At 57.0% G+C, this 13,765-nt stretch carries 9 protein-coding genes; 5 read left to right on the plus strand and 4 right to left on the minus strand.

The genetic code is table 11. The features are described from left to right. Positions 1 to 189 precede the first annotated feature (189 nt). Both ACVKSX_RS00445 and ACVKSX_RS00450 read left to right on the plus strand, forming a co-directional pair. On the plus strand, positions 190 to 1,149 hold the full coding sequence (locus ACVKSX_RS00445) for an aldo/keto reductase (protein WP_033778771.1): 960 nt from the start codon (positions 190 to 192) through the stop codon (positions 1,147 to 1,149). A 209-nt stretch (positions 1,150 to 1,358) separates the two neighbouring features. After that, positions 1,359 to 2,702: a carbohydrate porin gene (locus tag ACVKSX_RS00450; protein WP_010248170.1), complete on the plus strand. Its 1,344-nt coding sequence runs from the start codon at positions 1,359 to 1,361 to the stop codon at positions 2,700 to 2,702. A 364-nt stretch (positions 2,703 to 3,066) separates the two neighbouring features. Here ACVKSX_RS00450 and yegD read toward each other — a convergent pair whose 3' ends face one another. The 3 genes from yegD to ACVKSX_RS00465 all read right to left on the minus strand — a co-directional run bounded on the left by yegD (position 3,067) and on the right by ACVKSX_RS00465 (position 8,608). Then, positions 3,067 to 4,419, minus strand: coding sequence for a molecular chaperone (gene yegD, locus ACVKSX_RS00455; protein ID WP_354438172.1), 1,353 nt, complete (start codon positions 4,417 to 4,419; stop codon positions 3,067 to 3,069). Positions 4,420 to 4,494: 75 nt separating this feature from the next. Continuing rightward, positions 4,495 to 7,830 carry a diguanylate cyclase gene (locus tag ACVKSX_RS00460; protein ID WP_354438174.1) on the minus strand — a complete coding sequence of 1,112 codons (3,336 nt, stop codon included), beginning with the start codon at positions 7,828 to 7,830 and terminating at the stop codon, positions 4,495 to 4,497. Positions 7,831 to 7,993: 163 nt separating this feature from the next. After that, positions 7,994 to 8,608, minus strand: a complete 615-nt coding sequence (locus ACVKSX_RS00465; RefSeq protein ID WP_010248160.1) for a phosphatase PAP2 family protein — start codon at positions 8,606 to 8,608, stop codon at positions 7,994 to 7,996. Positions 8,609 to 8,891: 283 nt separating this feature from the next. Between ACVKSX_RS00465 and udk the strand changes: the two genes are divergently transcribed. The 3 genes from udk (at position 8,892) to asmA (ending at position 12,032) form a co-directional block, all read left to right on the plus strand. Continuing rightward, complete coding sequence (gene udk / locus ACVKSX_RS00470; RefSeq protein WP_010670982.1) at positions 8,892 to 9,533, plus strand: uridine kinase; 642 nt, start codon at positions 8,892 to 8,894, stop codon at positions 9,531 to 9,533. An 81-nt stretch (positions 9,534 to 9,614) separates the two neighbouring features. Further along, positions 9,615 to 10,196, plus strand: coding sequence for a dCTP deaminase (dcd, locus tag ACVKSX_RS00475; protein ID WP_004571280.1), 582 nt, complete (start codon positions 9,615 to 9,617; stop codon positions 10,194 to 10,196). Between the two features lie 12 nt (positions 10,197 to 10,208). Beyond that, complete coding sequence (gene asmA, locus ACVKSX_RS00480; RefSeq protein WP_187510646.1) at positions 10,209 to 12,032, plus strand: outer membrane assembly protein AsmA; 1,824 nt, start codon at positions 10,209 to 10,211, stop codon at positions 12,030 to 12,032. Positions 12,033 to 12,062: 30 nt separating this feature from the next. Here asmA and ACVKSX_RS00485 read toward each other — a convergent pair whose 3' ends face one another. Next, positions 12,063 to 13,634, minus strand: a complete 1,572-nt coding sequence (locus ACVKSX_RS00485) for a TerC family protein (protein ID WP_010670979.1) — start codon at positions 13,632 to 13,634, stop codon at positions 12,063 to 12,065. Positions 13,635 to 13,765 lie beyond the last annotated feature (131 nt).

Raw genomic sequence — 13,765 nt, forward strand, 5'->3', positions numbered from 1 at the left:
GGGTAGCCTGCAAACGACAGAGTGTAGCCGCCTCTGACGGGCAGAAGTTGAAGGAAATAAGGATATCTGTCAGGGCGGGGTAATTATGCCTGTTCTTTCATTAATCGCATCACAATCGTCATAAAGCCGTGAAATCACTTTGCTATGCTGAAAGACAGACGGTTTTTTCAGGCAAATAAGGAGCAGGAAATGAGTCAGAATCAAACCCGGCAGTTGGGTGACAGTGGTATCGCGGTGCCGTTGCTGACGTTTGGCGGCAACGTGTTTGGCTGGACAGTGGATCAAACCACCTCCTTTTCTCTGCTGGATGCGCTGGTGGATCGAGGCCTGTGGTTTATCGATACCGCCGACGTCTATTCCCGCTGGGCACCGGGCAATAAAGGCGGTGAATCGGAAACCATTATTGGTGAATGGCTGAAAAAAAGCGGCAAACGCGACCAGATCGTGCTGGCAACCAAGGTTGGCATGGAATTGTCGCCGGAGAAAACCGGGCTGAAACCGCAATATATCCGTCAGGCAGTTGAAGATTCACTGCGCCGGTTGCAGACCGACTATATCGATCTCTACCAGGCGCACCGCGACGATCAGGATACGCCGCTGGCGGAAACCCTGAGCGCCTTTGACAGCCTGATCAGAGAGGGCAAAGTGCGGGCGATTGGTGCCTCCAATTACAGCGCGGCACGGCTGCAGGAGGCGTTGCAGGTCAGTGAAACGCAGGGGCTGGCTCGCTATGAAACCCTGCAACCTGAATACAACCTTTATGACCGCCAGCCCTATGAATCGGAGCTGGAGCCGGTGGTGATGGCGCAGGGGCTGGGCGTTATTAACTACTATTCACTCGCCAGCGGCTTTCTCAGTGGCAAATACCGCGAGGCGGCGGATGCCGGTAAAAGCGCGCGCGGTCAGGGTGTCGTAGATAAATACCTTAACCCGCGCGGTTTGCGGATCCTGGACGCACTGGACGCTATCAGCGAAGCGCATCAGGTGACGCCGACGCAGGTGGCGCTGGCCTGGCTGATCGCCCGTCCCGGCATCACCGCACCGATTGTCAGTGCCACCTCGCTGAAACAGCTCGACGATCTGACTGGCGCGATGCAGCTGACGCTGACCCCGGCGCAGATTGAACAACTGAATCAGGCAAGCCAGTAAACACAAGGGGCGATAGCGCCCCTTTTTATGCTGCACCTGTCAAAAAATTGGCACCCCGCCCAGAGAATAACCAATCAGCGATCCCGATCACAAATGCGTTAATAAACGGATGTTACGGGTAATTATGCGCACGTATTTACAAAAAACAGAGGTTATCCAGCACTATCCTCTGCGCGTCATTTTCCGTAACTTACATAAGAATAAGCAAGATGAAAAACAGAAAAGCAGAGCAGCGTTTCCCGCTGCGCCGTGTGGCAACCGGCACCCTGATCCTGGCCATGTTTTCCGCGCAGGCGTTGGCCGCTGACGCCCTGAGCCCGGACTCCGAATGGATGTTTGGTGACTGGGGCGGTTACCGAACGCAGCTGCAGGACGACGGCATTAAGTTTGACGTTAACTACACCATGGAAAGCGCCGCGAATTTAGGCGGCGGGGCAGATACCAATACCACCATGCGCTACAGCGATCAGTGGTCGTTTGGCACCAATTTCGATCTGCAGAAGTTGCTGGACTGGCAGGATGCCGAGTTCCAGATGACCGTGACCAGTCGTAACGGACAGAATCTTTCTGAACAGGTCGCGGATCAACGCACCGGTATGCTCTCCTCGGTGCAGGAGGTTTACGGTCGCGGCCAGACCTGGCGTCTGACCCAGTTCTGGTTGCGCAAAGGATTGTTTAACGATGTGGTCGATGTGAAAGCCGGGCGGGTGACGGTAGGGGAAGACTTCGATAACTTCGATGGCAATCTGTTCCAGAACCTGGCGCTGGGCAGCGGGCAGGCGGGTAACTGGCGCGGCGATCGCTGGTTTAACTGGCCGGTCTCGCAGTGGGGCGGCCGGGTGAAATTCAATATCACGCCGGACGTTTTCTTCCAGGTCGGTTTCTATAATCAGAACAGCGCTAACTACGATCGCGGTGATGGTTTCCGTCTGGATACCAGCAATTCAGAAGGGAATCTGGTGCCGGTCGAACTGGGCTGGAAGCCAACCTTCGGGCCGGAGAAATTACCGGGTAACTACCGCATCGGCTATTACTATTCCTCGGTGGATGGCGATGTTTATGGCAGCTGGCGCAACGGCGGCTATCAGGATCAGGCCCATTCCTATGGCGGCTATCTGCTGTTACAGCAACAGCTGACCGCGCAGGACGGCGATGTGAATCGCGGTCTGGGTGTGCGGGTGCAGGCGGTGATGAACGATCACAAGACCTCAAAGACCGACAACTATCAGTCTATTGCGTTTACCTGGACAGGACCGTTTGATGCCCGTCCTCAGGATGAGATCGGCGTGGGCGCGTCACGGATTCATGTGAACAGCGACTATACCCGCTCACTGCGTCAGCAGAATCAGGCTAATGGCGAGAGCCGCTTTGACAGCCCGACCTATCTGCCGATTCAGGAAGGTTCAGAGTACAACTATGAGGTTTACTACAACGCTAAAGTAACTAACTGGATGTCACTGCGTCCTAACCTGCAGTATGTGGTTGCCCCTGGTGCAGTCAGTGAAGTGAAAGATGCGTTTATCGGCGGTATCAGCGCCAATATTGCCTTCTGATTTTCCGGGCGAGCGAGCCGCAGTGCGGGCCAGCGCACCTCTGCTGTTGCCGGGCCGTCCTCGCGCCGCTCACGCGGTACCTTCGGCTTTGACGTCGTGCCGACGAACCGTTCGGGGATCGGCCCTCCCTGGCCGGCCCCGAACTGTCCACGCTTCCCGGCGTGGACTTCTGGCCCGCCGTCACGCCTCAGCGCTGCGGATAGCCCTTTCAGCAGCAGAGGCGCTCAGGCCTCCACTCTCGTGCCCTTTTTAACAATACACACTGAAGTTTCAGAGCAGCCCGGCACCAGACTGCGTTATCACCTGTCGCTTAACTGACTGGCATTACACCCTCAGGTGCCGTCTTTGTTATTGCAGTGCAAGCCTAGCGGAACATCACTTCCGCCCAGCGGGCCAGCCCTGCGGTGACGGAGGCGAAATCATCGCCACCCGCAATCGGTGTATCCGGCAGCGTCTTCTGCAGCGCCGCGCGCAGCAACGGCGAACGCGCACTGCCGCCGGTCAGGTAAATCACATCAGGCTTAATCTGGCTGGTGGCTAATGCCAGCTGGACCTGTTCCAGAATTTTCTCCAGCGGCTGACTGATGGCGTCCTGCAGCTGTTCCACTCTAATCTCTGTCTCTAATGCGGCGGCAATAAAGTCCAGGGAAGCGGTATGCGCCGGGCTGGCTGACAGCGCAATCTTGCTCTCTTCCGCTGCGCGCACCAGGCGATAACTGAGCTTCTGCTGCCACACTTTCAGCAGGCGAGCCACCACGTCACCCTGTTCCGCATCACGCACTAAATCCCGCAGCCACTTTCCGCAGGCGGGACTGTAAAAGTCACTTTGTGCCGGAACATCATTGATGGCGATCGCATTCCACCACGGCAGGGCAGGCAGGGCGGTGCCTTTCTGGGTGTTACCGCCCAGACCGAGTAGCGGCATCAGGGTCTTAAACGTCAGCATGATGTCCAGGTCGTTACCGCCGACGCGGCAACCGCTGTGGCCCAGCAGACTTTCACGGCGGTCAGCTTTATCACGCCACTTCGGCCCCATCAGCAACATTGAGCAGTCGGTAGTACCACCGCCAATATCCACCACCAGTACCCGCGTCTCCTGCTGTAGCGTGGCTTCGAAATCGAGTCCGGCCGCCACCGGTTCGAACTGAAACTCCACGTCGCGGAAACCGGCGCGGTGGGCGGCGCGCAGCAAAATACCTTCAGCCTGCTGGTTAGACTCTTCACTGCCTAAACCCTGGAAGTTGACCGGGCGTCCGATCACCGCCTGATCGATAACCTGATCAAGCTGGCTTTCACCCTGCTTGCGGATGTGCAGCATCATTGCGCAGACCAGATCTTCAAACAGGGCAATCTGCTGTGGCTTCAGGCCAGTAGCACCGAGGAACGATTTGGGGGATTTAACGAACCAGACATCTTCGGGATCGACCATATAATGCTGCAGCGCGGTGAGGCCAAACTGCACGCTATTGGGCTGGACATCGATATCTTCTTCGCGGTTATATCGCAGCGCGCGCTGCAGCAGCGCCGTGGTTTCGCTGTCAGGTGTCGCGACCTGATGATGACGATAGAGCCATTCGCTGATCGACTCGCGGGTGGGCGCACAGATCATCGACGGCAGCAGGCGCTGATCATTTTCCAGCGTTAACAGACGTGGCGTGCCATTTTCGCTGACTGCAATAGAGCAGTTAGCCGTGCCGTAATCAAATCCTATGAACATTTTCGCCCCCATGCCGGAAAAAAGGGGGCGACTTTAGCGCAGCTTCAGCAGGGTGGCAAGCGGGCAGCGCCGGAATTAACGAATAGCGAAGATGTGATCTTCAGCCAGTGAACGCAACGGCTGGCGCTCCGCCACGGCACTGCCCCAGACGCCGTTAACATCGAGGTTAGCCAGGGTGCTGAGCAGGGCCGGTACCGAAACCGGACCGGCCAGCACCGAGATATTGCGCTGTGTGGCCTGGCCCTGAATGATGGTCAGCAGCATCTCATCCATCAGATTATTGTGAACGTTGGCAACCAGTTCAGGCGCCAGCACCAGATAATCGACCACCTCGTCACTCAGCAGATTAAAAGCATCCAGATTACGGCCAAAATGTTGCAATACGATGCGGCAGCCGCACTGCCGCAGTTGCAGCAGCGCGGCATAGAGCTGATCGCCCTGGCTCAGCACGCTGGCGGCAGGGAAAGCAAAACCACAGCCGCTGCTGGAGAGTCCGGCGGCGACAAAGCGCTGACAGAGTTGCTGCACAAAGGCGGCATCACTCAGCACCTGGGCATTAAGCGGCAGAATCACCGGAATGCCTTTGTTATTGAGCCGCTGCACGTCGTGGCGGAAAAAAGCCTCAACAATATTGTTATCCAGCCGGCGACGCAGCGTTTCATCAGGCAGGTTATTGCGTAACAGTGTCTCATCCAGCAGCAATCCGTCAGCGGTTAACAGCTGTACCTCAAGCAGCCAGATAAAGGCTGCCTGCGGCGTTTTTGGCGGGGCAACGGCCCAGGCGGGCAGTTCGATCTGCAGCGCATCAATCATCGCCGCATCCATGCCCTGATGGTTGCCCGACAGCGGTAAGCGATGCTGTTCGTAGACCACCAGCCGTCCGCGCCCGCTGCGTTTGGCGTTGTAACAGGCGATGTCCGCCTGCGAAAGCACGTCGCTGCTCTGACAGTTTTCTGCTGAAATCTGCGTCACGCCCGCGCTGGCACCGACCTGATAGAGGCGTCCCAGCCACTGGAACCGGTAATCATTTACCGCGGCGACAATGCGCTGCACCACATTATGTGCCTGTGCGATATCGCAATCGGGCATCAGTAGTGCAAACTCATCACCGCCCAGTCGCGCAAGGAAATCGCTGCTGCGCAGAGGGTGCTGCATCAGATCGGAGAGTTCGCGCAGTAACGCATCGCCTGCAGCATGCCCGGCGCTGTCATTGACCGCTTTAAACTTATCAAGGTCGATAAACACCAGCACATGCTGATGCTGATGTTCAGCGGCATCAAACAGCAGACGCTTAAGCTGAAGTTCGAAGCTGGCGCGGTTAGGCAGACGGGTCAGGGTGTCATGCAACGCGCTGTAGCTCAGGCGCTTCATCAGTTTGCGTGACTCACTCACATCCTGAATGACCATCACCGCCCCCTGTTCCAGACCCGCTTCCGAACGCAGCGGCGTGATGCTGTAGTGAATATCGATATGGCCGCCGTCCGGGGTATGCAGCACCAGATCTTCAGCGAGACCGGGGGTGACTTTTTCCGGCGGCAGCTGGCATAACAGCAAACTCTCTACCTCAGGGCCGTTACGTCCCTGCGTGATATGCAGCAGCTCACTCAGCGGCTGACCGGCGGCCTGCTCCTGCGACCAGCCACTCATTTTTTCCGCCACCGGGTTCATAAAGGCAACGCGCATCTCTTTATCGGTGCTGATGACCGCTTCGCCGATCGAATCCAGGGTGATCGCCATGCGCTCTTTCTCCTGAAACAGCGCCTCGTTAAGATTGCGTAGCGGCGTGATGTCCTGACAGATGCCCAGCATGCGCTCAATGCGCCCCTCTTTGCTTAGCAGCCGGTTGGCCTGAGTGCGCACCCAGCGATGACCCTGGTCATCGACCACGCGGTACTCCATGTGAAACGCGCTGCGAAGCTCAATCGCCTGTTGCACCGTCAGTGCGGCATACTCGCGATCGGCGGGATGCAGCAGATGGATCCAGAGGTCATAGCTGGGTGACTCATGCGGGGCAAGACCAAACAGCGCGTACATGCGCTTGTCCCATAACATCTCGCCGGTCAGCAGGTTCCACTCCCATACGCCAATGCCACCCGCTTCGTTGGCCAGCGTAATACGCTCCATCAGCCGGCGATTCACCTGCTCGCTCTGCTTCAGCTCAGAGATATCGATAATCTGCGCAATAAAGTAGAGCGGGGCATAGCTGCTGTCGCGCACCAGCGATACCGTCAGCCGCGCCCAGACAATCTCGCCATCTTTGCGGAAATAGCGCTTCTCAAAGGTGTAGGTATCAATCTCACCCGCCAGCAGTCGGTTCGCATGTTGCAAATCGAGGCTGAGATCGTCGGGATGGGTGATCTGCTGAAAAGTCAGCCGCTTCAGCTCCTCAGCCGGGTAGCCCAGGATCTGGCACAGCGAGCGGTTGACCTGCAACCAGATGCCGTGGGGCGCCACCAGCGCCATCCCGATGGCGGAATACTCCATGGCGTGACGGAAGCGGGTTTCACTGTCAGTGATATGGAGCTTTTCGCGCCGGAACGCATCCATCACCAGCGACATAATGTGACTGGGGATTAGCACCAGCAGGAACGGCAGCCAGCTGGAGACCGGGCCCAGCGCGCTGTTGTTGTTCACCACGGTGACCAGATCAAAGGCGAGCAGTATCGAGATAAAACTGGCGTTCAGGAAGAACAGCACGAACGCCTGCAGCTTGGGCAGGCGGACCGCGCACCAGAAGAGGATCACCACAATAAAGGTAAAGGGCCACGGCAAAAAGCGCAGCGCCAGATAACTGGCCCCGAGGGTGAGAAGAAGCGTCAGCAAAGCTTCGGCCAGGCGCAGATTGCTGAACCCCGTGCGACGCAGCGGCCACGGCAGCAGTAACAGCATCGGGCCTAACACCAGCATGCCGATGATTTCGGAGATCACCCAGGTATAAAAGAAGGGAAACGAGGCGTGGCCGCTGACCTGTAGCGTCCAGAGTGCCAGCAGGCCGCCGAGCACCGGCGTCACGATGCCCACCGACAGTACCATCCGTGCCCAGTCATGCAGTGAATCCAGCGGCGCGCGCCGATCCAGCAGGGCGCGCAGCAGCATGCCACCCACACCGGCCTGGATAAGATTGAGCAGGGCGAATTTAATGTTCGAGAGGGCAGGCCCGATGATGATGGCATTAGCCCCGGCGGTGCCAAGCACGCAGGCTGTCAGCAGCAGCGGGAGCTGGCGTGACGGGCAGCGGAAAACCACGACGGTCATTAACGTAGTCGGAAACCAGAGCGGGGAGATTTTGCCGCTGACGACGATCAGTTCCAGACAGAAGAGTGTCAGGACAAACACCACGCAGCCAAGGAGCAACGCCGAGAGCCAGCGGTTTGGCGTGCTATTTTGCGGGGACAGGATCTCTATCGTCATGCGGACTTCCGGCAGGGTGCAACGCTCCACAATGGCGTATCAGGCACCAGTCATTCTCTCACTGCATGCTAGCACATCCGGCAAAGAAAAAAGGGGTGAAATCAATATTGCCCGTTATTCGGCGAATTGACGGGCACGCTAAGATTGATTGCCAGCACGTTGATTACTGGCGGAAAAGATCGGCGCGGGTATAGGGTTTCTCCATGCCCGCAAGGCTGGCGGCGAAACGCTCCAGGAACTGCTGCGTGGTGGCGACACGACCGTGACTCATCAATACAAACGGCACTAACAGCGCAGCACCGACCTGCGGCCAGCTGAAGCCTTTGAGCGAGGTGCGACGCTGGGAGATCAGAAACGCCGTGCTCAGCGTGAAGCCCAGCAGCAGCCCGGTGACCACCTCACTTTTTGAGTGTGCGTGGATGACCAGGCGGGAGAAACCGACCATCAGGGGAATCAGATAACCAACCCCAATCGCCGCAATGCGCCACATCGCGGACCAGCGCCCGGAAATCAGCCATAGCATGACCGGCCACAGCGTGGCGGACATGGCACTATGGCCGCTGAAACCGGTAAAATTAAAGCGGGCGCTGCCGATGCCAAACCCCAGAAACAGAATTTTAGAGATGCTGACGGTCAGGCCAGCCAGGCCAAATGCCACAATCCAGTAAAAGACCGTATGACGATTATCACTCTTCCACGGCAAAATCAGCGCAATAATCACGGCTGTTGGAATCAACAGCATGCTGTCGCCAAAATAGGTCAAAGTCTTCCAGTGCATACCACTCCTGATGCATCTTCGGTCGTCACGTTAGCGACACGCGTTGTCTGAACAGCGCGCCGCGCAGGCCATTTTTTTTATAGTATGGTGTGCCGCTAGTTTATCGGTGAAATGAGTGGCGTCCAAAGGAGAAAGTCTGAAAAGTCGTCGACGCCATTTCTCTGGCATCAAAAGGCCGAAATCCCTATACTTAGCGCGAACACACCCTCTCCATTTCGGCCCGTCCGCTGCCCGCGTAATGTGTGACCAGTGGCAGGCTCCAGTTATCAGGTCTTAAAAAAGTATGACTGACAAGTCTCATCAGTGCGTGATTGTAGGCATTGCCGGCGCTTCCGCATCCGGTAAAAGTTTAATTGCCAGCACGCTCTATCGTGAAATCCGTGATCAGGTAGGTGGCGAGCACATCGGGGTCATCCCGGAAGATGCTTATTACAAAGATCAAAGTCACCTCACCATGGAAGAGAGGGTTAAAACCAATTATGACCATCCGAGCGCGATGGATCATGATTTGCTGTTGCAGCATCTGCAGGCGGTTAAAGCTGGTCAGGATATTGAGCTGCCGGTCTACAGCTACGTTGAGCACACCCGCACCCAGCAAACGCATCATCTGAGCGCAAAAAAGGTCATCATCCTTGAAGGCATTCTGCTGTTAACCGATGCCCGTCTGCGCCAGGAACTCAACTTCTCTATCTTCGTGGACACGCCGCTCGACATCTGTCTGATGCGTCGTATGAAACGTGACGTCAATGAGCGTGGCCGCTCAATGGATTCGGTAATGAGTCAGTATCAGAAGACCGTGCGTCCGATGTTCCTGCAGTTTATCGAGCCATCAAAACAGTACGCCGATATCATTGTGCCGCGCGGCGGAAAAAACCGTATCGCCATCGATATCCTCAAGGCGAAAATCAACCAGTTTTTTGAATAACACACGTCCGTCCGGACGTGGTGCAGACCGGCGGCAGGCAAGCATGCCGGTTTGCTACACTTATGCCATGGAGTTACCGCAATGAGATTATGCGATCGCGATATTGAAGCCTGGCTGGACAATGGCAAACTGGCCATTGAGCCACGCCCGCCGGTCGAGCGCATTAACGGAGCCACCGTCGATGTGCGTCTGGGTAATCAGTTCCGCACCTTCAGCGGTCATACCGCGGCCTTTATCGATCTGAGCGGCCCGAAACAGGAAGTGAGCGCGGCACTGGATCGGGTCATGAGCGATGAGATCGTATTGCCTGATGGCGAAGCCTTTTTCCTCCATCCGGGAGAGCTGGCGCTGGCGGTGACGCTGGAGTCCGTGACGCTGCCTGACGATCTGGTCGGCTGGCTGGATGGCCGTTCATCGCTGGCGCGACTTGGGTTGATGGTACACGTTACGGCTCACCGCATCGATCCTGGCTGGCAGGGCCGTATCGTGCTGGAGTTCTACAATTCAGGTAAACTGCCGCTGGCTCTGCGTCCCGGCATGTTGATCGGCGCGCTGAGTTTTGAACCGCTTTCAGGCCCGGCTGCGCGTCCCTACAACCGGCGTGAAGATGCGAAATATCGCGGTCAGCAGGGCGCTGATGCCAGCCGTATCGACAAAGACTGATCTGAGGATGTAATGAAAAGAGTGATAACCACGCTGGCCATCCTGTTAGTGGTGGTCGTAACGGGAATGAGCGCGCTGGTGCTGCTGGTTAATCCCAACGACTTTCGTGCCTATATGGTGCAGCAGGTCGAACAACGCAGTGGTTATCGCCTTGAGGTCAGCAGCGATCTGCGCTGGCACGTCTGGCCTCAGCTCAGCATTCTGGCCGGCCGGATGAGTCTTACCGCGCCGGGCGCCAGCCAGCCGATGGTCTCGGCGGAAAACATGCGGCTGGATGTTGATCTCTGGCCACTGTTATCCCATCAGCTCAGCGTCAGCCAGGTGATGCTGAAAAATGCGATAGTGCGGGTGACGCCAGATAGCCGCGCGCAGCGTGCCAGAAATGCGCCCCAGGGTCCGCGTGATGCGGAGCCGGCTTCGCCTTCCAGCGGCTGGTCATTCGATATCGCTAAACTGCGGGTAGCAGACAGTCTGTTGATCTGGCAGCAGCCAGGCGGCGACGAGTATAATTTCCGCGACCTCAACATTAATATGGAACAGGACGCGAACAAGCTGGCGACGCTGTCGCTGAGCACCACGCTGATGCGCAACCAGCGCAACGCCACACTGAATCTCAAAGGCCAGCTGGATGCCGCGCAATATCCCCATCGCCTCAGCGGCCAGTTGCAGCAGCTTGATTACACGTTGTCCGGCGCCGATATTCCGGCACAGGGGATCAAAGGCTCGCTGAGCCTGCAGGGCGAGTGGGATGGTGACCGCCAGCAGCTCTCCTTCAGTAATCTGCAGCTCACCGCCAATGACAGCACCCTGACCGGGCAGGGCAGTGGCCATATTGCGCCACCGCAGCAGCTGGCGCTGGATCTGAAAGCCAGCAACCTTAACGTCGATAATTTACTCACCAGTGCGTCCGTCTCTGACGTACCTGGCGTGCAGCACGCCACCGTGGCCCGTTCGCCGGTGATTGCTGCGCCGCGGGAACGCAGCAACGCCGACTCTCCGCTGAATGATCTGGATCTGGCGCTGAAGTTACAGGCTGACAATGCGGTATGGCGCGGACTCTCTCTGACCAGTCTTTCGGTGAACGCCAGCAATCAGCAGGGAGTGATGACGCTGAAGACGCTCAGCGGCAAGCTGGGCAATGGCAGCTTCTCCATTCCCGGCAGTATCGATATCCGTCAGCCAGAGACGCGGGTCAGCCTTAAACCCCAACTCCGTTTAATTGCGATTCAGCCGCTGCTTAAAGCGTTTGAACTGCCGGAAAGTGTGCAGGGGAACCTGAGTCTGGATGGCGACCTGTCGGGTGATACGCTGACGGTCGAAGCAGCCAAACGTCGCTGGCAGGGCAGGGCGACCATCAGCGCCAGCAACCTGAAGCTGGCACAGCTGAATCTGCAGCAGATGGTGCAGCGTGCCGTGGCGCGGGTCAGCGATAAGGTCAGCAGCGATCAGGCGGTGGATGAGGGGATTGAGTCGATTAGCGCACAGGTGGCGCTGAATAAGGGCGTACTCAGCTTCAGCGATATCAATGGCAACGGACAGAATCTGGGCCTGCAGGGTGCGGGCAAAGTTGACATGGTGCAGCAACAGCTGGATATGACCCTGGGGCTGAAAATCAGCGGCTGGCGTGGCGATGATGCGCTGGTGAAGGCGCTCTCCAGTCAGCCGGTTCCGCTGCGCATGTATGGTAGCTGGGACAGCCTGCAATACTCTCTGCCGGTGGATGACGTTCTGCGTAACCGGCTGCAGAGTGAGGCGAAATCACGGCTGAATCAGTGGATCGATCGCCAGAAAGAGGGCGAGAACAAAGAGAACCTGAAGAAAATCATGCGCCCGTAGCGGGCGCATTCCCTTCTGCCAGCTAACCACTCAGACCTCGTAACTGATATCGGGCTGCAGCAGGATCTCGACTTTCTGCACCCGATGATTTTCGACCTGCAGCGTTCGCAGCAGATAGTCACCCAGTTGCAACACTTCGCCTTCCTGAGGGATGTGTTGCAGCTTATCCATCAGTAATCCCGCCAGCGTATGATAGTCACCCTGCTCATCGAGCGGCAATTTCACATAGAGCGCCAGATCTTCCAGCGGCATATGACCGTTAGCAATCCAGTGACCTTCATCCTGAATCTGAATATCGTAGCGAGCATCGATTTCACCCGCCTCATTCGGCAGATTGCCGGCGATGGTCTCCATCACATCGCTCAGCGTCACCACGCCTTCCACCGAACCAAACTCATCAACCACAAAGGCGAAGTGAGTATGGGCCTGACGAAACTGTTCCAGCGCCTGCAGCACCGTCAGCCGCTCAGGAAAGACCAGCGGCTGTCGAATCAGGGCGCGTAAATCCAGGGAATTGTGGTGCAGTGACTGGTGCAGCAGATCGATAACGTGAACCACGCCCAGCGGTTCGCTGGAGTGATCCGTAATCAGTATTCGCGTGTGCTGGTTGCGGTCGAGGCGCGACATAATCTCTGCCGGATCATCACTGAGATCGATATGTTCGACGTCGTGGCGAGAGGTCATGATGCTGTTAATGTGGCGCTGACCCATGCCCAGTACGCGGGCAATCATCACCCGTTCCTGCCGGTTAAACAGCATGCTGTCATCGCTGTCAGCAATCAGTGACGAAGTTTTCGCATCCAGTTCCGCCGGTTCTGCCGCGCCGCGCAGCAGCCGTAACACCGCTTCCGCCGTGCGCTGGCGTAGCGGACGACCGGCCGACAGCACCCGACGACGATTAAAGTGCGCCAGCTGGTTCAGTGCCTCAATCACCACCGAGAAGCCGATTGCTGCATAGAGGTAGCCTTTGGGAATCACAAAGCCAAAGCCTTCCGCCACCAGGCTGAAGCCGATCATCAGCAGAAAGCTTAAGCAGAGGATCACAATCGTAGGATGGTTGTTCACGAAGCGGGTTAACGGCTTGCTGGCGAGCAGCATCAGCAGAATGGCGATGGTGACCGCAATCATCATGACCGGTAAGTCATTAACCATGCCGACGGCAGTAATCACCGCATCCAGCGAGAAGATGGCATCCAGCACCACGATTTGCGCCACCACCGGCCAGAATTTAGCGCCGCCTTTTTGTTGACCGGACGCCTCATCACCCCCTTCAAGACGCTCATTCAACTCTGTGGTGGCTTTAAATAGCAGGAAAATCCCCCCTGTCAGCAGCAGTAAATCGCGCGCACTGAAGGGGTGGCCCATAAGCGTAATCCAGGGTTCTTTCAGCGTAACCAGCCAGGAAAGCGATGCCAGCAGCAATAATCGGCACAATAACGCCAGCAGCAGTCCAATCACGCGCGCGCGGTCGCGAAGCGGCCCTGGAAGCTTCTCCACCAGGATGGCGATGAAGATCAGATTGTCGATGCCTAAAACCAGTTCCAGAACGATTAGCGTTACTAATCCCGCCCATAGCGAGGGATCTGCAATTACCTCCAGCATGCGTTGTTCACCTGAATGTCTTAAATTGAGTTTTCTCTGATGATAGTGGAGTGCGAAGCCACGTACAAATGGCAGGGCAGGGGGCATGTTCTGAGATAACCGCGCTATATCGTGCAAAATATGAACATAAT

It is taken from the genome of Pantoea sp. PvP021, assembly GCF_054056055.1.